The sequence below is a fragment of the Thalassoglobus neptunius genome (assembly GCF_007859735.1).
Lineage (GTDB): Bacteria > Planctomycetota > Planctomycetia > Planctomycetales > Planctomycetaceae > Thalassoglobus > Thalassoglobus neptunius.
Genome location: NZ_SIHI01000004.1, coordinates 76035 through 97017, shown reverse-complemented (window position 1 = coordinate 97017; position 20983 = coordinate 76035). Strand labels below are relative to the sequence as shown.

The 20983-nt window shown below is 52.8% G+C and carries 19 protein-coding genes; 7 read left to right on the top strand and 12 right to left on the bottom strand.

What is annotated here, in order from left to right; translation table 11 throughout:
• Positions 1-41: 41 nt before the first annotated feature.
• Together KOR42_RS13430 and KOR42_RS13425 are read left to right on the top strand one after the other, a co-directional pair.
• Positions 42-1022, top strand: coding sequence for an aldo/keto reductase (locus KOR42_RS13430; protein ID WP_146510343.1), 981 nt, complete (start codon positions 42-44; stop codon positions 1020-1022).
• Between the two features lie 76 nt (positions 1023-1098).
• Positions 1099-2124 carry a TauD/TfdA family dioxygenase gene (locus KOR42_RS13425; RefSeq protein ID WP_231740915.1) on the top strand — a complete coding sequence of 342 codons (1026 nt, stop codon included), beginning with the start codon at positions 1099-1101 and terminating at the stop codon, positions 2122-2124.
• Between the two features lie 156 nt (positions 2125-2280).
• On the opposite strand, the gene KOR42_RS13420 is transcribed toward KOR42_RS13425, so the two are convergent.
• The 5 genes from KOR42_RS13420 to KOR42_RS13400 form a co-directional block, all read right to left on the bottom strand.
• The gene (locus KOR42_RS13420; RefSeq protein WP_197441159.1) at positions 2281-2841 is read right to left on the bottom strand and encodes a hydrolase; all 561 of its coding nucleotides are present in this window, start codon (positions 2839-2841) and stop codon (positions 2281-2283) included.
• A gap of 62 nt (positions 2842-2903) precedes the next feature.
• Positions 2904-3716: an enoyl-ACP reductase FabI gene (locus KOR42_RS13415; RefSeq protein WP_146510342.1), complete on the bottom strand. Its 813-nt coding sequence runs from the start codon at positions 3714-3716 to the stop codon at positions 2904-2906.
• 388 nt (positions 3717-4104) lie between these two features.
• Complete coding sequence (locus KOR42_RS13410) at positions 4105-5844, bottom strand: hypothetical protein (RefSeq protein ID WP_146510341.1); 1740 nt, start codon at positions 5842-5844, stop codon at positions 4105-4107.
• Between the two features lie 204 nt (positions 5845-6048).
• Positions 6049-7167: an aminopeptidase gene (locus KOR42_RS13405; protein ID WP_146510340.1), complete on the bottom strand. Its 1119-nt coding sequence runs from the start codon at positions 7165-7167 to the stop codon at positions 6049-6051.
• A gap of 55 nt (positions 7168-7222) precedes the next feature.
• A complete protein-coding gene (locus tag KOR42_RS13400) occupies positions 7223-7963 on the bottom strand; it encodes a sugar phosphate isomerase/epimerase family protein (protein ID WP_146510339.1) in 741 nt (246 codons plus the stop codon).
• 614 nt (positions 7964-8577) lie between these two features.
• Between KOR42_RS13400 and KOR42_RS13395 the strand changes: the two genes are divergently transcribed.
• A complete protein-coding gene (locus KOR42_RS13395) occupies positions 8578-9081 on the top strand; it encodes a hypothetical protein (RefSeq protein WP_146510338.1) in 504 nt (167 codons plus the stop codon).
• 238 nt (positions 9082-9319) lie between these two features.
• On the opposite strand, the gene KOR42_RS13390 is transcribed toward KOR42_RS13395, so the two are convergent.
• The 5 genes from KOR42_RS13390 to KOR42_RS26640 all read right to left on the bottom strand — a co-directional run bounded on the left by KOR42_RS13390 (position 9320) and on the right by KOR42_RS26640 (position 13779).
• The gene (locus KOR42_RS13390) at positions 9320-10519 is read right to left on the bottom strand and encodes an outer membrane protein assembly factor BamB family protein (protein ID WP_146510337.1); all 1200 of its coding nucleotides are present in this window, start codon (positions 10517-10519) and stop codon (positions 9320-9322) included.
• A gap of 124 nt (positions 10520-10643) precedes the next feature.
• Positions 10644-11789 (bottom strand): hypothetical protein, encoded by a 1146-nt coding sequence (locus KOR42_RS13385; RefSeq protein WP_146510336.1) that lies wholly within the window; start codon positions 11787-11789, stop codon positions 10644-10646.
• A gap of 122 nt (positions 11790-11911) precedes the next feature.
• Positions 11912-12814: an ATP-binding response regulator gene (locus tag KOR42_RS13380; RefSeq protein ID WP_146510335.1), complete on the bottom strand. Its 903-nt coding sequence runs from the start codon at positions 12812-12814 to the stop codon at positions 11912-11914.
• Positions 12815-13114: 300 nt separating this feature from the next.
• The gene (locus KOR42_RS13375) at positions 13115-13606 is read right to left on the bottom strand and encodes a hypothetical protein (RefSeq protein WP_146510334.1); all 492 of its coding nucleotides are present in this window, start codon (positions 13604-13606) and stop codon (positions 13115-13117) included.
• Positions 13603-13779, bottom strand: coding sequence for a hypothetical protein (locus KOR42_RS26640; RefSeq protein ID WP_197441158.1), 177 nt, complete (start codon positions 13777-13779; stop codon positions 13603-13605). The genes KOR42_RS13375 and KOR42_RS26640 overlap by 4 nt, the downstream gene beginning before the upstream one ends.
• 103 nt (positions 13780-13882) lie before the next feature.
• Between KOR42_RS26640 and KOR42_RS13370 the strand changes: the two genes are divergently transcribed.
• Positions 13883-15070 carry a class I SAM-dependent methyltransferase gene (locus tag KOR42_RS13370; RefSeq protein ID WP_146510333.1) on the top strand — a complete coding sequence of 396 codons (1188 nt, stop codon included), beginning with the start codon at positions 13883-13885 and terminating at the stop codon, positions 15068-15070.
• Positions 15071-15152: 82 nt separating this feature from the next.
• Here the strand turns inward: KOR42_RS13370 and KOR42_RS13365 are convergent, their stop codons facing one another.
• Complete coding sequence (locus KOR42_RS13365) at positions 15153-16235, bottom strand: lysylphosphatidylglycerol synthase transmembrane domain-containing protein (protein ID WP_146510332.1); 1083 nt, start codon at positions 16233-16235, stop codon at positions 15153-15155.
• A 74-nt stretch (positions 16236-16309) separates the two neighbouring features.
• Positions 16310-16807, bottom strand: coding sequence for an EVE domain-containing protein (locus tag KOR42_RS13360; protein WP_146510331.1), 498 nt, complete (start codon positions 16805-16807; stop codon positions 16310-16312).
• Positions 16808-17045: 238 nt separating this feature from the next.
• On the opposite strand from KOR42_RS13360, the gene KOR42_RS13355 reads away from it, so the two are divergent.
• From KOR42_RS13355 to KOR42_RS13345, 3 genes are all read left to right on the top strand, one after another.
• Positions 17046-18485 carry a sulfatase gene (locus KOR42_RS13355; protein WP_231740914.1) on the top strand — a complete coding sequence of 480 codons (1440 nt, stop codon included), beginning with the start codon at positions 17046-17048 and terminating at the stop codon, positions 18483-18485.
• 381 nt (positions 18486-18866) lie between these two features.
• Positions 18867-19403: a TadE/TadG family type IV pilus assembly protein gene (locus KOR42_RS13350; protein WP_146510329.1), complete on the top strand. Its 537-nt coding sequence runs from the start codon at positions 18867-18869 to the stop codon at positions 19401-19403.
• On the top strand, positions 19400-20911 hold the full coding sequence (locus KOR42_RS13345) for a pilus assembly protein TadG-related protein (protein ID WP_146510328.1): 1512 nt from the start codon (positions 19400-19402) through the stop codon (positions 20909-20911). Before KOR42_RS13350 ends, KOR42_RS13345 begins: the two co-directional genes overlap by 4 nt.
• The last annotated feature ends 72 nt before the right edge of the window (positions 20912-20983 follow it).

Genomic DNA, 20983 nt, shown 5'->3' with positions numbered 1-20983 from the left:
AGCATGAAACAGAAGACTCTGAGGCAGAGAAAACTGAGAACATGACCGAGACACTCCAATTGGCCAGCGGGGCGAAGCTCCCTAAAGTTGGTCTGGGATTCTGGAAAATCGATTCCGAAGCGGTCCCGTCGATCGTCGAAGAGGCAATTGATGTTGGGTACCGCCACTTCGATTGTGCCTGTGATTACGGCAACGAGGAAGCTGTCGGCCGAGGGCTATCGGCATCTCTCAACAGCGGACGTTGTCAGCGGGAGGATTTGTGGGTCACTTCCAAGCTTTGGAATACGTATCACGCTCCAGAACATGTTCGGCCAGCATTGCAGAAGACGCTGACGGATTTGCAATTGGACGAGTTGGATCTCTATCTGATCCACTTTCCGATATCGCTCAAGTACGTTCCGTTTGAAGAAAGATACCCTCCCGGTTGGGTCTTCGATCCTGAACAGGAGACTCCCCAAATGGAGTTTGCACCGGTTCCGATTCTCGAAACCTGGCAGGCCATGGAAGAACTGGTCGATGAAGGACTCATCAAGAATATCGGTGTCTGCAACTTCAACACGGGGCTCCTCGCTGATCTTTTGAACGGTGCGAGAATTCGCCCTTCGGTGCTGCAAATTGAGCGGCATCCCTATCTCGTTCAGGAGAAACTGCTCAAATATTGTCAGCAACAAAAGATCGCGGTCACGGGATTTTCTCCGCTCGGAGCACTTTCGTATGTGCCGATCGGAATGGCTGGAACGGATGATTCCGTGTTGTCTCAAGCGGTTGTTCAGGACATTGCCAAGCGGCATGGTCGGACGCCTGCACAAGTTGTGCTCCGCTGGGGAGTTCAGTGTGAAACAGCAGTGATTCCGAAGACAACGCGTCGGGAGCGATTGGTCGAGAACATTTCGATCTTCGATTTTGAATTGTCCGATGACGAAATGGCGGCGATTTCCGGGCTCGATCAACATCGCCGATTCAACGATCCTGGAGATTTTGGGCTCGAGGCATTCAACACGTTTTGTCCGATCTATGATTGAGTTTCTCGGGACAAGTTTTGTTCATGTCTTTCGCGCATTGATGGATGTGTTTGCAGTCCTCAGTGGGGAGTCGAGTGTGTCACAATTGACGATTTCAGAAGTCCTGAAGAACGAAGAATCCGTCCGTGAAGTCCACGTGGACGGACAACTGTCAATTGACGGGGGAGTTTTCCCCATCGTGATTCAGTGGGATTCCCCTTCGCGTGATCTTGCGGATGTCGAAGAGTTTCTCAAACCGCATTCTCAACTGATCAGCGACACAGCTGCGAAACACGGAGCGATACTTTTCCGTGGATTTCCCGTTGCGGATGCCTTCGAATTTGATCGGTTCATTGAAGCCTGCGGATTTCCGAACTTTCGGTATGAGGACTCTCTTTCGAATGCCGTGCGCGTCGTCAAAACGGATCGAGTCTTCACAGCAAACGAAGCTCCTCCGGAAGTGACGATTTTTCTGCATCACGAAATGGCGCAGACACCTGTTTACCCAAGCAAGTTGTTTTTCTTTTGTGAGCATGCCGCAGACACCGGTGGAGCCACTCCGCTTTGCCGCTCGGATGCACTGTTTGAGTTGATGCAAAAAGAGCTTCCGGAATTCGCCGCAGACTGTGAAAACAAAGGGCTTCAATACACGAATGTTATGCCTGGTTTTGACGATGCACAGTCAGGTATGGGCCGCAGCTGGCAGAGTACGTTTCGTGCTCAAACCCGCGAAGAAGCAGAAGAGCGGATGCGAGAGTTGGGCTACACCTGGACCTGGCTGGATGATGGAAGTCTGAAAGCTGTGACACCTGTGCTGGATGCTGTCCGTGATCTCGGAGATGGGCGAAAGGCATTCTTCAATCAGTTGATCGCTGCGTATAAAGGCTGGAAAGATACCCGCAACGATCCCTCAAATTCGATCCGTTTTGGTGATGGTTCGATTCTGGATCCGGAAGATGTCATGGCGTGCTCGGACCTCGCAGAACGCGTGACGTTCGACCTGATGTGGCAATCGGGGGACATCGCACTTGTTGACAACTATGTGGCAATGCACGGTCGTCGTAACTTTACAGGAACTCGCAAAGTGCTCGCGTCTCTCGTGGCTGGCGAGTCCGTCGGTTAACCAGCGAATCAGAAAATGAGACTCTCAACTCAACTTTGAGTTGAGAGTGAATCCTAGAGCAGTTTCTGATTTTGTGTGAACGATCTCGCACGAGCAAGCACAGCCTTTTGACTTATGAAACAGTGCAAGCGAGTGCACAGGAAAGAGCAACTTGCTCTAGTCTCGGTTGGTCACGAGTTTGCTGATTTGCTTGAACTCGTCGGTGCCTGCCACTTCGCACCATTCGAAGAGCACCATCTCGGTCGAAACGACCTGAATGCCTTCGTCGGAAATGCGTTTCAGTGCGATGGACTTGTCCTCTGCGGTGCGACTGCCGACGGCGTCTGCAACGACGAACACATTAAAGCCTTTCGAAGACAGATCGAGTGCTGTCTGAAGGACGCAGACATGTGTTTCGATTCCTGCGAGAACGATCTGATGTCGCGCCTCGGAGAGAATTGTCTCTGAAGTCCCATCGAGACATTCCGCAGCGCTGAATTGTAACTTTTCCGGGCGATTTGGAATCGCTTCTGCCAGTTCAGCCACGGTTCCGCCTAAACCTCGCGGATACTGCTCCGTGGCAGTCGTCGGCACATCAAGAATTTGCGCAGCCCGTACGAGTTGCAACGTTCTCCGCAGGATTTCGCTGTGTCGCTCGACGACAGGCAAGAGTTTTTCCTGCATGTCGACAACGACCAGACGACTCGTCGAACGGTCCATCAGTTGAGGGCTGCGCATGTCCTGCCTGTCATAAAAGGTTCAGGAGTGTGAGGTTCGCGAAAAACGGAAGATGCGGCTTCTTACTTTTCGTCGAACGCGTCGAGAGGCGGAGCAGCCACACAGTGGTAACCGGCGTCGACGTGCAACACTTCCCCGGTGATTCCTGAAGCGTAATCGCTCAGCAGGAACATTGACGATTTCCCGACTTCCTCGGCGGTGATATTGCGACGCATTGGCGAGAATGTTTCGTAGAGCTGAAACATCTTCTTGATGTCTCCGACACCACTGGCACTGACAGTTTTGACCGGGCCGGCGCTCACTGCGTTGACTCGTTTGCCTTCGGGACCGAATTCGCTCGCGAGATAGCCTACGGCACTTTCGAGTGCGGACTTACACAGCCCCATCAAGTTGTAACCGGGAATCACACGTTCTCCACCGAGATAGCTGAGGGTGAGCATGCTTCCCCCCTCGTTCAAGAGACCTTGCGCTCGACCTGCCATTGCGATCAGGCTGTAGACGCTGATTTCCATGGCCAGTTTGAAACCATCACGACTGCAGCGGTAGACCGGGCCGGTCAAGTCGGCAGGGGGAGCGAATGCGATGCTGTGGAGCACGAAGTCGATCTTGCCGAACTCCTGCTCGGTTTTCTCGAAGACGGTATCAAGTTGCTCGTCGCTCGTGACATCGCAGGGGATGACGAATTTCGCGCCGTGCGGATCGACGAGCTTACGGACTTTGTTTTCGTTTTTCGGACGAGCTGGGTCTTTGTCGGGAAGGTGTGTGAAACCAATCTCCGCACCTTCGGCGAAGAGTTGTTGTGTAATCGCCCATGCGATCGAGTGATCGTTCGCAATTCCCAGAACGATTCCCTTCTTTCCTTCAAACAATCCCATGACTTCTCTTTCTTCAGTGATTCTCGCTGGGAGATAAACTGTAACTGTGTTGGGGAGCATCTGGCAGACATCGATCCGTCGACGACGCTCCGATTTTGGCTTCAATCGACACGTTTCCATCGAAAACTGAGATGTCGATTTCTGGAAGTCAACGATCTACGACTCGATGAATTGAAGCATTCGTGACAGAGGAAACACTCGGCAAGCAGACGCTTGCGGTCAAAACAGGTTCCTCTACTTTCAGAACGATATCCAACACCGATCGAGGCTTCAATCAGATCGGGCGATTGGAGACCAGAAATGCAAGAAACCAGACGACGAGCTGTCGGCTGGTTTCTGCAATTGCAATTGTCAATCTCTTCTGTAGAAAGACCTTACGGCGGAAATGCTATTCCACGATGGGCAGAGTGAACTGCTCGGTGTAGGGGCCTTCATCGGTTGGGATGCAGTAGCTGAACGAAGGCACGAAGTACTTCGAAACCTCTTCGTAAGGTGGCAACAGAGAGAAGTCGATTTCTCCTTCTGTGGCACTGTCGAAATCTCCGTTGCGGAGTTTTTCGTAGTTGGCCTTCATGCCCGTGGCGGCATCCTGGTACGAGAAGAACGAATAGCTTTCCGGAAGATGCGACTCTGCGCGGAGGTAATTCTGCGACTGCTTGAGCGACATGTTGTCAGGCAGGCCGTCAAAGATTTGCTTGGCTCGCTCTTGCGATCGGGTGATGTAAACAGTTCCGTCGTGAATGGCGACGACGAAGTCTTTTCCGCCGGATGACACGAGAGTAACGGTGTTCCCGGAAACGGTCCCTTCTTCGACTGAGTCTGCCTGTTCAAGGGCGAGATCGATGAGTTTCTGGGCTTTTTCCGGGTCCGTGATGCCAATCGCTGCGGTTCCGTCGACGTCATTGGGATCGTCACCTTCAGGGGTCGCGAAGAAGAACTCGAACTGACCGGAGAATGTCGCGAGAACATCGTCACGGATGTGCAGGTCGAATCCATCGGCACGACGAGTCGCCTGAGTGACCATTTTCTCGAAGCTGCCTGGCTGGCGGCCGATCCATGTGTCATAGAGGTTTTCGATGGTGTCGTAAGCGCCGAGCAGATTCCAGTCGAATGCGAAGTAACCTGATGCGTCAGCAGGAACCCAGTCAGAGACTTCGGTGAAGGTCGGACGGAATTCAAACGCTTTGAAAATCCCGGCTGTCGGCTGATCAACAATGAGAAGTGATCGCGAAATTGTGGCGAAATCCTCGGCGTTCAGTTCGACGGTCGCGCCCGCTCCACGCAATGTGTTCACTCCAAATTGCGGGAGGAAGCCAGCTGCCATCGCTCCGAAGAACTGTGTGTCCGGAATCGATTGCAGAATTCCCAAGGTGAGTTGAACGGGAGTCACAAAGTAAATGGAGTCCGGTTCACTTCCGTCTGACGTCTGGCAGCGAGCCAGAAATTGTTGATAGAAGCTGTTCTTTTCGAATGTCTGAGCGTGTTCTCCATCCCATCGTTCGAGAACGGAATCGAGAATGTCGACGGACGATCCAATGATGACGGTTCCATCTTTGACGAAGTAGCAGACATCCACTGTTGGCATCTGCGGTGAATCTGTCTGGATGGAATAGACTTTGATCTCAGTCCCGGCAATGGTTTCGGACGTTGCTGTGACTTTTTCTTGGTTCGCGAGTTCGCTGTCGATTTTATCCAGAAGTGGCTGAAGAATGTCTTCGTGATCGCCAGTCTCGACGAAGGCGACAACTCCGAGTGCTCCCCCCAAAGGACGAACCACAGCAATGGACGCTTCGCCATCGATCAAGGCTGCGAGGTCGCTCGGCGGGTATCCAAGGTCGGCTTCAACACGTTCGACCGATTCCGCCATCTTGTTTTGGACCCACTCGATCATGTGTTCGCGGAAAGGGGTCATTTCCGGACCGTAGATCAGTTGTCCCCAAGGGGTCTGCTGGAACTGATCAAATGTCGCAGGGACGTCAGGTGTTGTTGCATAAAAGAAAACATCAGGCGGCAGTCGCTGATCGGATCGCGGAGCGGGCTGTGCATGGACGGCGACCGATGTGAAAGCGACAACTGTCAGAACGCACAGCGACTGGGCAAAAAGCCTTAAGCTGGCCAGAGATAGCATGAATAAGTGTCCTTGAAATCGATTGACAGACAGAAACTGTGCAGACCAAACGGTCAGACTCGGAAACAGGAAATGTTGGAATTCGTCTTCAGTAGGAAACGCAATGCAATGTCAACTTCACTCGCGAACATCACACTGCCGTTGCTGATTCACTCATTGAATTGATTCGACGCGCGACTGCGAGAACACAGACTCGCTTCATGTTCAAGAAAGCCCTTCGTTGAGCGGCTGTAATTCTTGGGGCAAAAATTTCCCATCTTTACGGATGAGTGTGCCGTCGAACCAGATTTCACCTCCACCGTATTCGGGAGTCTGAATGAGAACCAGATCCCAGTGGACCCGACTGCGATTGCCGTTGTCGGCTTCATCATACGCGTTTCCGGGCGTCAAATGCATTGAGCCGCCGATCTTCTCGTCGAAGAGGGTGTCGAGCATTGGATGTCGAACGCGATTGTTGCAGCCCATTGACCATTCTCCGATGAATCGGGCGCCTTCGTCGGTGTCGAGAATTTCGTTGAGCCGTGTCGAGTCGCCCTGGCAGGAAGCGTCGACAATCTTGCCGTCTCGGAACTCAAATCGAATCTGCTCAAAAACGGTCCCTTGATACCGAGACCCGGCATTATACTGGATGACTCCGTTGAGGCTGTCGCGGACTGGGGCGGTAAAGACTTCACCGTCCGGGATGTTGCGGTCACCGTTACAGGCAATGACGGGCATGTCTTTGATCGAGAATTCCAGTTCCGTTTCGGGACTGACGATCTTCACATGTTCGGTTTTGAGCATCAGTTCGCGAAGCGGTTCCTGAGCTTTCCCCATCGCGGCGTAATCGGCGGTGCAGACATCGAAGAAGAAGTCTTCGAACGCGGGCGTGCTCATTTGAGCGGCCTGCGCCATCGAATGAGTGGGATAGCGCAAGACAACCCATTTTGTTTTCGGAACGCGAATGTCAATGTGAACCGGTTGCCACACACACTCGGTCATGAGATCCATCTGCGATCCGGAAACGTCGGACATTTGATCGCTGTTGAGCGCTCCGCGAATTCCGACGTACGCATCAACGCGAGACATCGCTTCCGCTTCGAGTTCACCCATCAGCTTCAGGCCCTCTCGGTCGGAATGCTGATACAGTGAACGAAGAATCTCGTTGTTCTTCCAAAGCACAAGCGGATGTGCTCCGCGGGCTCTGGCGGTTTCCACCAGTGAACAGACTAAATTCGTTTCCGGAAGATCGAAGGCTTCGATGAGGACTTTCTCACCGGCCTTCAACTGGCAACTGTGATCGATCAGGACCGAGGCCAGTTCATCAATTCGTGGATCTTTCACCGACGATTCCCCCTATGATTGTGACGGTGATTGAATGGAACTTGACGAACGCGTCTTACAGAAGCGAGTCGATCAACATTCTCAGCTTTCGCAATTCGAGCGTTCGTTGTTCCTGATCCATGAGGTTTGGCAGAAGTTCAACAGAGAGCGCGCGGGAATAGCGATGCTTTTCCAGCTGAGAAATAATCCGACCGTAATCGACTTCTCCGAGTCCGACCTGCACCTGAAGTTGTTCGCGCGTGGAATCTCTCAGGAAGACGTGCATCGTGTACTTGGCGACGAGGTCGACAATCTGATCGATCTTTTCTGGATCAACGAAGTAGCTTGGATCGAATGCGATGCCCAATCCGCTCACAGCCTGACATAATTCGACAGCGGTGTGTGCGTCGGCAGACAATGTTCCGGCTTCGGTTCGGATGCCGACTCGAATTCCTTCGGTGGCCGCGGCACGTGCCATCGCCTTCAATCGGTCGATTTCCGAGTTGAAAGGAGTCCCGACAGGCGACGTGGCAACATTCACCTGCGTGACCTGCATCAGTTTGGACAGACTGCACAGCTTTTCAAACTGTTCGATCGGAATTTCATGTGCGAGCGTGAATGCGATCGGGGCCAGTCGCGTTTTCTCTCGCATCTGATGGTAAAAGTGATTGGGATCAGAAGTAATTTGACTGGGGGCAAGAGCGCCTGTTTCATCAAGATAGATTTCGACCTTGTCGAATTCATGGTCTGAAATCAGTGTTAGACTCTGCCAGTAGTCGAGGTCACCGAAGCACCTCGTCGATGCGGCCACGTACACGCGAACACTCCCTTGTCGTTGATCGTCAGTTTGGAATTCTCATTCGGAAGAGACAAGAGCGGGTTGCTCTCTCCCCGGCGATCGTCTCAATGTGCGGCACAGCATGGGGCTGCGCGCGTTGAGATATGAATCGCTTGAGAACCAAATCCAACGATGCTCAAAACTGTTGTTGTCTCCGTCCGATCGATGCATTCCCAAGTCTTAGGTTCGCGAAGTGTGAGAAACAGCGAACATGGGTAATTCGATTCGGTCTGGTACTTTATTCCGGTCAGGAGAGTACTGCAAGATCGTCCATGTGATCTCAATGATTGAGTTCTACGAATCTGGCAGATTCTCCGTATTCCACCGGTCCAACTGCCGATAACGGTATTGTGTCGAATGTTGCCAATCCGCTGGCTGGCGGAATTTGCCGGTCCGGTGGGACAGAGTCACCCCTTGCACAGTTGTGTACGGGTGTGGAAGTCGAGCTGGGCAGAAAGACGTTCGCATCTATTGTGGTTCGCTCGCAAGGGAAATTCCCAACGAGTTGCACCACCTTCTAAGTCGATTTGATCTTTCAGTGGTACTGAATTCTGGTTCGGAGGCCCAAGCCTCGATCAGCAGAGGACAACATCATGAAGCGAATTCAACTCCTCATCGTGGCTGGATGCCTGTTGCCGGCAGCATCTGTCATGGGACAAGCTCCTATGCCACAAGTCTCCCCTCAGCAGATTCAGCAGACCGGGATCAATTTGCCTGAGCATAAACAGCAAGTGCATCAGTTCGTTTACGATGCCAAAATGGGGCAAGGACCAAGCCAAACCGTCTTCTACGGACAGACGGTTTCCGGTGCAACCGGCGGATGTCCAACCGGTCACTGTCCTCCCGGACAGTATGGACAACAGATGTATCCTCAATACGGAAGCTACGGCGGATACGCAAGTTGTCCGGTTGCCGGATCAGCATGCGGTGGATGCCAATCCTGCTATCCAAAACATCGTTATTCTTCAGCGTACAACGTTCCGCGTGGATACGGTCCAGGTGGACAGTTGCAGTACCCCCAGAAGAACGCAACTGGTGGTGCGATCGTTTATCCCTATTACACTCACAAGGGGCCAAGCGACTTCTTCCGGAAGTAAGCTAGTCAGATTGGGCAGACTCTGACGCGCATCCGAGATCCCTTCAGCAAACTTGCTGACGGGATCTCTTTTTTTCGCGCTTCATTCTTGCGCCTTGTGATTCGCTCACTCTGGGAGATTGGTTCGGCAACGCTGTTTGACGGAAGGGCTGCTGCGATTTCTGAGGGCGACATTTATTGGCCAGAAAGACGTCTCGGGACTGGACCGGGATTTTGACTCGGCGATCTCGTATGGATGCCTAGTCAACAGCAATTTTGTAGAGATGCTGGTCGCTTCGCACGTAGACACCGTCGTCAGTGACTGCGGGGGTCCCGAGCATGATCTCGCCAAATTGATGCTCGGAAACGATCTTGCCTTTCTTGTCCGGATCGATGACTTGGGTCGTTCCCTCTTCGTTGACTGTGAAGAGTTTATTCCCGACCACAACCGGACTAGCACTCATTGGACCTTTGAGTCGTGCCTGCCACAGCCTCTTTCCATTCTCAAGCGATGCTGCCGAAATGACTGCTCCGTTGTTGATCACGAAGAGTCTCTCGTCGTAAGCGATCGGGCTTGGGACACCCGGAGAGAGATTTCCGACTTGCCAGAGAATCTCCGGAACACTCGTGTCGCTGCGACCGGGACGAATGGCGGTGACTCCATGAGACGGCACGTACGCCACTTCTCCCACCATCACGAGCGTGGGTTGTGTCGCTGCTCCGTCTGAGTATTTCCAAATTTCGGCTCCGGTTTCCGAGTCGATCGCTGAGACCCCGGCTGAGGATTGCATCAGGATGGTTTTCCCATCGGGAGCGATGGACGGAGAGGTCCAGTTCGCACGCTGAGGACGATCGATCACCCATGACGTTTCGCCGGTGTCCGCATTCAAACCGGCAGCGAAAGACGCATCGTCACTCTCCAACATGACAACGACCTTGTCTCCCACGGAAACTGCGGAGGAGGCCATTCCCAGGCTGTTGCTGGCATTCGGGAATTCGTACGTTAGACCGCGAAACCACTGCAAATTCCCGTCAAGATCGAGGCAAATCAGGTCGTTGCTCGAATAAATGGCGAAGATGCGTTTTCCATCGCTGGCCGGGCTTGGAGCAGCCACGCAGGTTTTGGGATGACAAACGGTTCGCCCGGTTGCCCAGCAGGTGCGCTCCCAGAGTTTCGAGCCGTCTGTTGCTGAGAAACAGAGGACGTGAAGGCGTTCCTGCAGGCCGCCGGAACTTGCGGTGACGAAGACGCGATCGCCGACAATGATTGGACTTGAAAGCCCACGCCCTGGCAAATCCGCTTCCCAGACGACTTCCTGAATGCCATCCCAATCTCGACCGGGGTCTTCGGGGAGTCCGTTGCTTTGGTTTCCGCGGAACTGTCTCCAGTCTGCGTGGGAAATTTCTGTGAGAAGTCCGAACAGGCAGGCCGAGAGAACCCAGCAAAACACAAGTTGCATCGAATGAAACCTTTTCCGTCAGTTGTCAAACTGGTCCTCAAAGCCGTTGGAGCGTCGTTGTCATAAACCGATTGCATGATTCGAATTCAGCAGCTTGATGAATTCAGAGATCGGAGTCGTGACACTATTCATTGGTTGAAGATTCGTCGGATGAAGAGAGGGCGCGTCCTGTTTCGTCCACAATCCGAAACTGAAATGCCCAGCGTTGAGCCCAATCCTGATTTTGCTCGTTCTGACAAACCTTCAGCAGGATTTTGTTGACACCCTGCTTAAGATGGACGGGAACAATGTATTGATCGAATTGCATTCCGCGATGGTATTCTTCCCTCGCAAAGATCAATTCTCCGTTGCACCATAATTTCCACGCATTGGGCGTCGCCAGACGAAACTCTACTTGTTGTTCAACCGGGCTGTTGAACTCTGTGTAGGCGTAGTCAATCGCACCTTTGTGCGAAGTTGTCAGTTCGGCGAGATCGAAAGCTCCGTCTTTGCGTTCCGAGACGAAGTGCTGCCAACTGACGGACTCGTTCATCCCGTCGTATTTCGCCGACAGGTTGATTTCTTCTTCCGGAGGGTAAACGACATCGAAGCCAGCTTCGTCCTTGTTGTCGAAGGGACCGATGAGATGCCAATCGATAATCAGCCCAAAGTGATCGACGAGATTGACCTTTTCTCCCAACTTCTTCAAAGCGGAGGCGATTTCGTCGAACTGATCCCGGTCGACTGCTCCGGAGAGAGCTTTGGTCCAGAGAGCCGTTTGTGCCTCCTCCGATTCCGCTGCCTTTGCTCGTTTGATGGCTAATGCGACTGCTTCCCGCCGGAGCGGACTGCTTGGGTCATCGAGCATGTTGGGAATGAGTCGAGACGGGGCGGACGGGTCCGCTTTGGCGAGCCAGTCGAAAGCGACACGCCGGGCACGGCCGTTGTGAGTTCTGTCGGTGACGAATTCCTCCAGTTGTTCCGCCGGGAGTTGACCCGAATTCAGAGACTGATCTGCGATTGACTCAAAGGCGACCTGTAACCAGTTCATGGCGACCGGATTCGCGTCGTCCATCGCAACGAGGAGAGGACCAAGCGTTTCCGGTCCCATCTGTTGCAATTGATTCACAGCTTTGGCTGCCGAAGAGTTTTCGGATCCGGCGCGACCGACACTTTGAACTTGAGTGATCAGGTCCTCAGTTGATGTGGCTGCAACTGTTGCCGCTGCACTCCAGAGTGCGGTGAATAACAGCGTGAAGACGGGACTGGAGCGTCGACACAGTTTTCGCATGAATTCATTCTCCGAGGAATTTCGCTTCGGGCAGGGAACGTGTTCCAACCAATGGCGGATTGATGAGTTTGGGTTTTGCTGGGTTGTCTTCCCAACAGCGATGAGCTCCCCGCGTGGGGGAATCAAGACGATGACGTCGTCTTGGAACTGCGTTTAATCATCGTGACACAATTCCCGATTTCGTTGAACGTCACGTCATCCATAAAGGTTTTCATCAACATCAATCCTCGCCCGCAAGGGCGTTCAAGATTTTCCGGCGCGGTCGGGTCCGGAACGTTCGAGTAATCGAATCCCGGCCCTTCATCCTGAATCGTGTATTCGATGCCGGAGGGGTTCAGGTCCACTTCGACTCTGATTTTTCGGTCGCGATAGGGTTCGAGATCGTTTCGTTGTCGAGCGAGATCGTAGAACTCTTCCGGGTTCTCTTCGCGAAGGTCAGAGCTGACTTCAAGATTTCCGTGATAGGCGGCATTCAAGAGTGCTTCCTCGAAAGCAACGCCGCACCGAAAGCTGTCTGATTCTGGAAGGAGGCCGGTTCTGCTGACTTCACTCTGAAGAAATCCGACAAGTGACGCGAGCAGAGAAGGGGCGTTGTTGAGCGTAAATTCCCAGCTGATGGTATCGAGTCCACGCATCAATTCGCTGAGAGTCCGTTGTTCCTCAGCTGTGGCAAGAACACGTGAAACCGTTTTGATGAGCAAGCGGTGGAGCTGTTTTTTGGGGACGTAACTTGCTGCTCCACTCTGAAGCGCCTCAACCGCGATGGTCTCGCTGCCGCGTGAGGTCATGACGATGACGGGAACATTGGGATGAGAAGATTTCATCTCCTGAACAAGCTGCAATCCGTTCATTTCCGGCATTTGCAGATCGGTGACCACCGCAGTCGGATTGAAGGATTCTGTCTTCTTGATCGCGTCGAGGCCGTCGTCGGCCGTTTCGACTTCCCATCCGTCAATTTTGCGAAGCAAGCGTTCCGCGAGTTTTCGATCCATCGAGGAATCGTCCACGACTAAAATCTTAGGCATCGCAAACTCTCCTGTTCCCTGAGTGTCGATCCGGCGGAAGAGAACGTTTCGATTGAATTCTTCGGTACATCTCCATCTTCGCATGAGACTCCGAATGTGCAATCGAGTCAAGCAACTTAAAGCTTCTTAAAGATCCACGAATCACGGAAGCGGCTCTTGTGACGGCAATTGTTGGCGCGATGTTTCTCAAGCGAATTCGGTGTTGCGAAATCTTCGTGAAGCCGTCGATCAGACTCTCGAGTTGCATGCGTGATCTCAACTCTCAACACTCAAAGGAACGCTCTTCAATGAGTATTCGTCCTATTTGCTCGTGCCTGTTCCAAGAGTGCTCGATAGCAATTCGGAATTGATTTCGAGGAATTGCTCACCCCAGTAGTAGCTGTCGAGCATGCCATCTGTCGAGCGCCCGAGCTGCGCGTAAGCAGCGAAGACAGCTTCGATTGTGGCGAGACCCTCGGCAGGGTCTTCGAACAGCTTCGACTTCCGCGGATATGCCGTCTTCCACGGTTTCAGGCTCCGAATCGGGACGTCATCGAAGGCTTCTTCCATCGGCCCGGCCAGCTTCCAGGTTGCGTCGAGAACGAGGAGCCCGGAGTTGCGATCTTCCGGAGTCAACAGAGGACCGCCGAGCCCGAGACGGTAGTAGCCGGTCATCGGTTCGGTTCGGCTGACCGGAAACTTCCAGAATTCAAACCCCGGAGTTCCTCGGAGCGGCTCCACAGAACACTTGCTGCGTTTTTCCTTGGGGTGAACGACAATGATTGTCGGGGGAAACTCCTCATGGGATGTCATGATTTTTCAATTTCTGCAATCAGTTGTTTCTGTTTCTCGATTTCTTCTTTGAGACGCGGAACGTCTTCAGGATCGTCAGGCTGTGCCTTCGCTGCAGCGAGAAGTTGCTGCAAGTTCTGGATCTTCTTCTTCGCAACATCGATCTGCTTTTTCTGTTTCTTGTTCAATCCCATTGCGATTCTCAATTCAAGTTAAGAGAGTGTGTGTTGTTTGAGAAGGATAGCGAGTTGCATCCGCGAGAGGCGAGCGACTCTAGGTGAACTGGATTTGGCAGGAATGACGCCCCCCCTCGAAGAGTTTCTGGAAGCAGTCCGATTCGCGTTTGAGCGAAAATTACCGTGGACGATTGTGCTCAGCCATCCGATTTCACCCGGGGAACAGAAGTCCGATGTCACGATTCCGAGAAAGATTCGAATTCGGCCTTTCGAAGTCAAGGGGCAACTGGTTTGTCAATGGGAGAGCTTCATTGGCGAAAAGGTCTCTCATGCGAATCGAAGCCTTGAGGAAACACTCAGCGAACTCGAACGAACTTTTCCGGATGTGCTGAGAGATGGCTACCTCTTCACGAACGAGCAGGAATGGAACGTTCGTGTTGTTGGAAAGGGCTTGAAACTGACCCGACGAAAACGGAAGGGGCCGGCGCTCGATCGATCGTTCACGCATGACCGGTCGAAGAATTACCTCATTCCCGAAGGGACGCCTTGTGCATTTTTGCATGCCCTCGGGATCATGAACGAGAAAGGGACGGTCAAATCTTCGAAGATGAAGAAGTTCCGCCAGATCAACCGGTACCTCGAAATCGTCAATGATGTCGTTGCAGACTTGCCGAAAGAGGGGACGCTGCGAGTCGTCGACTTTGGTTGCGGGTTAAGTTATCTCACGTTTGCGTTGCATCATCTGCTCGCAAACATTCACAACAGAGACGTGCAGCTGTTGGGGATCGATCAGAAAACGGATGTCATTGATCGCTGTCGAACGTTGGCCGACAAATTACAACTCAGCGGATTGACGTTCTCTTCCGGACGGATCGATCCTGAACAGGCGACCGAGAAAGAGCCCGTTCATCTTGCGTTGTCTCTGCATGCCTGCGATACAGCGACGGATGCTGCGCTCAGCTATGCCGTTCGCGCCAATGCAAATGTGATTCTAGCGGTTCCGTGTTGTCAGCATCAGTTGTTCAATCAGGTCGAAAACGAACAGCTGGATCTCATTTTGAAGCACGGAATTCTCAAAGAGCGTTTCGCGTCGATGGCGACCGATGCACTTCGAGCGGCGGCTTTGGAGTCGTGTGGATACCGCACTCAGATTCTGGAATTCATCGACCTTGAACACACTCCCAAGAATCTGTTGATCCGGGCCGTCAAAACAAGCGACAGCCCCACTGAAGAGAAACGCAAAGAATACGATTCGCTCAAGAAACAACTTGCGGTTCAAACAACAGCGACTGATCAACTTTTCGCGTAGAAACAGCGCTGTTTGAACATCAAAGAATTGACACTCTCATCGTTCAACCATCGATGATCGTGCGGAAAGTAACGCAGATCGTCTAACTCTCTGCCGGGTTCAGTTCGACCTCGGCGGCGATGTGCTCGTCGGCTTCCGCTTTTTCTTCTTCAACCTGAGCGATGCTCATTCCGGATCGAAGGAAGTAGATCAGACCGATCAGAGTCACTGGAATGTATTGCGACATGTGATAGTAGACCGATGCTGCAAAGATGGCTGGCTTGTTCGGGACGAAGAGTTCGAGAACAAGCATGAAGCAAAGCTGAATGACCCCGAAGTATCCCGGAGACGATGGAACGGTCACGCCGAAGGCAACGACCCCCAGCAAGACCATCGCAACAACCGGAGAGACGGAGATGTCGAAACTCCATAACGCCAGCAGAATGAGTGATCCGTTTAATGCCCACTTGATGATGGAAATGACCACGATGGCGAAAAGCAGGGGGCCGTGCTTTAACGATGCCAAACCCTTAGCGCCCGCTTCCAGCATCTCACAAAGTTTGTCCGTCAGCGAGTGCGGAATGAACGTGATCATCTTGAGGATTTTCTCCACAAGATTGACGAAAGGCTTCGTCCAGATCACGTAAATAATCCCGCCCAGAACCAGCGCGGCAGCGGCTCCCGCGAAGACATACGCACTCTTCTTGACCGAAGGGTCAACGCCTTCAATGAAGATCAGGCCGATTCCCAGATACAGCAGAATCGCGATGACGTCGAAAACTCGCTCCAGAACGACGCTTGAAATCGAGACCGGAACGGGCACTTTCTGTTGCTTCGAGAAGACAAAGCAACGCACGAATTCCCCAAGATGGGCTGGCAACAGATTGTTGAAGGAGAACCCGATCATAATCGGCGGAAGCAAGTCTTTAACGGGGCGGAACTGCCCGATCGGAGCCAGCATCAACCGCCATCGCCAGGCTTTCAGCCAGTAGAAAATGAAGAGGACGATAAAGATCACCGGCAGTGTTCGGTAGTCTGCGGTTCGAAACGCGAAGACCAGCTGATCCCATGCGTCGTCGTCATTCAGGATCGGCCGAAGTGCTAACCACATACACAGCACGGAAACCGCGATGCCCACGGTGAGTTGAAACGCCTTGTGATGGTAGAAAGGCTTTTTGCTGGTCATGTGCGTCAGTACTGCAGATGTGATGAGATGAAAGTGGCTTTGATATCAGCTTGTCAAATTTGTTGCGTCGATCACTATTTGGGTTTCGCACCGGCGAGTTCATGAACCCGCTTCCACTCAGCTTCTGTGACGGGTTGAATCGAGAGGCGAGACCCTTTCTTCAACACCATCATCTCGGCGAGATCGGAAGCCGCTTTGAGATCATCGCGAGTGACAGGTGACTTGAACTTCTGAGTCAATTTAATGTCGACCATGAACCAGGTCGGATCGTCAGGACTGCTCTTCGCGTCGAAATGTTTTTCGTTCTCATCGAACGCCGTATGATCCGGGTAGGCAGCCTTTGTGATGCGGGCTGTTCCGACAATTGCCATCGGCTTGGCGTTGCTGTGATAGATGAAGACTCGATCACCGACGCGCATGTCGTCGCGAATCATGTTTCTCGCTTGATAATTCCGAACACCGTCCCAGAAAGTCGATTGATTTTCTGAAGCGGCCAGATCGTCAATGGAAAACGAACCGGGTTCAGTCTTGAACAGCCAATACTGTTTGGGACGGGCCGCTTTCTTCGCCATGAATCAAGTCTCCGGAGTTCTCGTTCGCTTTTGATGTTACAAAACGCAGATTTTCTCGATGTTTGTGCGAACTCTATTGCACAACCCCCTCTTCGCCAACACGAATCTTTTCGCCCGAGGCTCCTCCATCCCGCTCGATTCCTTGCGAATGTTGTCCAAAACTGACAATCTGCTCAGTGCGTTCCACCTCCGATCTCACATCGGTGGATTCTTAAACATCCGTAACGAGATGAGTGCCATGAGGCGAATATCACAGCGTTCTTGTTCAATCTGGGTCGGCATAATCGCCGTCTTGATGCTTATTCAGGTGACAGATGCAGCTGAGAAACCAAACGTGCTGTTCATTGCCGTCGATGATCTCAATGACTGGATCAGTCCACTCGGGGGATACGAAGGCTGCCAGACTCCCAATCTGGAGCGACTGGCAGAGCGAGGAATGACATTCACGCGGGCATATTGTGCTGCTCCGGCGTGTAACCCGTCGCGTGCATCACTAATGACTGGCGTGCGGCCTTGGACGAGCGGCGTCTATCACAATCCTCAACCGTGGCGTCCTGCGATGCCGGACGTTTTGACGATTCCTCAGCACTTCTCAGCGAATGGATATCGTTCGACCGGCGCCGGAAAGATCTTCCACGGAGCCTTCGATGAAAACGAATCCTGGGATGACTACAAGAAAAAAGGAGGAGACCCGAAGCCGACGAAAAAAGTCCTGAATGATCCACACAGTAGAGCAGGCGGGATTGTCTGGGGCGTTCTGGACGTCGAAGACTCCGAAATGAACGACTACGTGACGGCATCACACACGATCGAACTTCTTGAAGCGGATCACGACAAGCCATTCTTCGCTGCTTGTGGAATCTTCCGACCGCACATGCCGTGGCAGGTTCCTCGCAAGTATTACGACATGTACCCGCTCGATGAGATCAAGGTCCCGTATGTTCCGGAAGGAGACCTCGACGATGTTCCGGAAGCTGGCGTGAAAATGGCGAAGCCGCAAGGCGACCATGCAACGATTCTTGAGACAGACAATTGGGCTCACGCAGTGCAGGCGTATCTTGCCAGCATTACGTTTGCAGATGCCCAGGTTGGGCGCGTGCTCGATGCTCTGGAAAAGAGCCAGTACAACGACAACACCATCGTCGTTCTCTGGGGAGATCATGGATGGCATCTCGGTGAGAAAGAACACTGGCGAAAGTTTGCGTTGTGGGAAGAAGCAACGCGCGTCCCACTCTTTATTTCCGTACCCGGAATGACAGAACCGGGGAGTCGCTGTGATCGAACAGTCGACTTGATGAGCCTTTATCCGACACTCTGTCGATTGTGCGATCTTCCAATGCTCGAACAGCTGGAAGGAGTTTCGATTGTTCCGCTTCTGAAAGATGCCGACGCGAAATGGCTCGTCCCGGCAATTACGACTCATGGTCGGAACAATCACGCCATTCGCTCGGAGAGATTCCGATACATCCGATATGCAGACGGTTCGGAAGAGCTTTACGACCACGAGAGCGACGGCGGAGAGTTCAACAACATCGCGAGTGATCCGGGCATGAAAGACGAGATCGAAAAACTCAAGCGATGGCTTCCGCCGAATAATGCTCCCGATTCACCGGCGAAAAAGAAAAACTCAAACAAGAACGCGAACAAGAACAAGAACGCAAACAAAAAAGGCAAATAGCCATCTGACGAATCTTCGACCTCGAGGACTCCGAATGCGCTCGCATCCGGATTGAAAGACATCTCCCGATTGTTTCGGAGGTGTTGAATATTCCGGAGCGATGACGCTGCGACGAGAGCACCGGGGGGATCGAAAATCGTCAAGGTCGATCTTTTCAAAACGGAAACGGCAGAAATAAGCACGCTTCGTTTCTCTTCGTTGCGAAGCTGTCTTTGAGTTCCCGATAAGCGATTGTGGTGCACTCTTTGAGTAAGTCGCGATCTTTGTGCACTTGCTTCGACGTTCGAGCAATCTCGCGCGCGCCGTTGAGGCGTGCGAGGCTGACCAGCGATCAGTTCGAACACTGCGCGAATCGGACTTCGGGAACCAGACAGAAGTGCAATGCGTGCAACCAAAATTGACAGCATGGGGCGATCGCTTCGAACGCAAAGAGGAATCGTTGCGTTCGAAGCGATTGTCTGGTTGCCGATCCTTCTCATCGTTCTCTTTTCCATTGTTGAGATGGGGTTGATGCTCGTCGGAGTGATGCACGTGTCGATGGCAAGTCGCATTGCTGCCAGGGAAGTATCGATCACTTCGGGACTGGCCAGCGCGTCGTCATCCGTGATCACAGACGACTTGCGAGAAACCGTCGACCTCTACTTTGAGAATGCCGGATACGGACCCAGTGCATCGCTCGGGTTAAGGCTGCAACATACCGTCGGGGCAGGGGGCTCATTCGCCAGTGGCGAGTGCGAAGCGGAAAGTGATCCTCCGCTGCCGGAGATAATGACTGGGGCGCCGCGCGCGGTAAGAGTGGTCGTCTGTCTCCCGGCAGAAGTTGTCTCGCCAAACTGTCTCGCGCAGTTTGGGTTCGACCTTTCGAATTGTCGAATTCACGGAGTCACGACCTTCCCGTATCTCGGTGAGAGTCCATGAATTCACGAGCATTCTTCCAAGCTTTGAAGAGAGAACGAACGGACGGTTCGAATCGGTCCGGAGTCATCACGTTCTGGATGATTGTCTCGATTCCCATTTTTCTGATCGCGCTCGCGATCGTTCTGGAAGTCGGGACACTGTGGGCAGCTCGAATTCAATTGACGAATGCGCTCGAGGCAGCTGCCATGGCTGCGGTAAAGACATGGGGGGATGCGGGAGCAGGAGATACCACCTTTCCACGACAAGTCGGAAACAGCTTCTCCTCTGCGAATACGATCAACGGGCGACCGGTCGACCTCACTGGAGTTGATCCAACACTCAATTATTCAGCGGGATCGGGCTTGTTCCAGAACGATGAATGCGACGGAGTGTTCGTCTTTGGAAGCCTTCGCGACGATGGGCAATATTTTCAGTTTGAGACGTGGCAGCCAGCCGGTTGCGGTTCTGATTACGGTATTGTGCTCGACATCACAGCCGAGGGTGTCATCGACGGAGACAACGATTGGGGGATTTCCTTTCAACCCGGAAATGGAAACAACTCGTCGCTTTCAATTCACCGCGTGACTTACGAATTGCCGAACGTCTATCGCGCACCCAATGGACAAGTCACCAACCCGGTTTTTGATTTCACGGGAGAAGCTCCGACTGTTTCTCCCAGCAGGCAAGACAATCAGCCCGCAAATCGAGTTCGATGTACGTTGGGTGAGATTGATTGCGATCTCCAGCAGAATGGTGCTCAAGGCCTGCTTGGAACTTCGCAGGCAGACATCTTCGGAATTGACCCCAATCAGGTCTCATTTCTGATCGGTGTTCAAACCGGAGCGACACCCTCAGGTGGAAGACGTGAATGCTCTCGCAACGGCCGTGATGTCACCGGGCAAACACATCCGTCGTATCGATCCAAGACTCTGACTCTGGAATTCTGCGATCCGAGATCAGGCTCGGGGTGCAACCCATTCACTCCCGGCGATCGCATTCGTTTTCGGGCTCCGGTGCGAGATCGCGGACAGGGACAAGGGCAGGCCTCGGTGACGATTGGAGCGGATGACATTGGAAAGATGGGCGTTCAAGTCACCGTTTGTTTTCACGACGGGACTTTTGTTCGAGGAACATTCGTTGATACCCTCTCGCCGGAGTTCGGACCTCTTGCGTGTGCGTGCTCAGATGTGCAATTCGCAAGCTGGGGCAACTGTCAGATTCCTCGGCAGGGAATGATTATTCATCCGACCGGAATTCCCGACCTTCCCTGTTCTCACAGTCTCTATGAGAACAACGATGAACAGTCGATCCTACAGCTTCAAGGCGGTTCTGTTGGAGGGGGATTCCCAGCTGTGCGTGTGCAGGCCCGTGTTGAAGTTCCCAGCCTCTGTTCTCAATTGTGTGGTTGGACGATTGGGCCGTTTTTTGTAACTGCCTGTGCAGACGCATATTACGATTGCGACACTGGAAGCGTTCGGCTCTACCATCTGGAGCAATCGAGATTCGGCTGTCACGAAAACTGTCCGTGAGACTGCTGATTCAAGCTGCGACATCGCCAGGGACGAATACGCTTCGAGTCACATTCGATCCACAAGAGATCA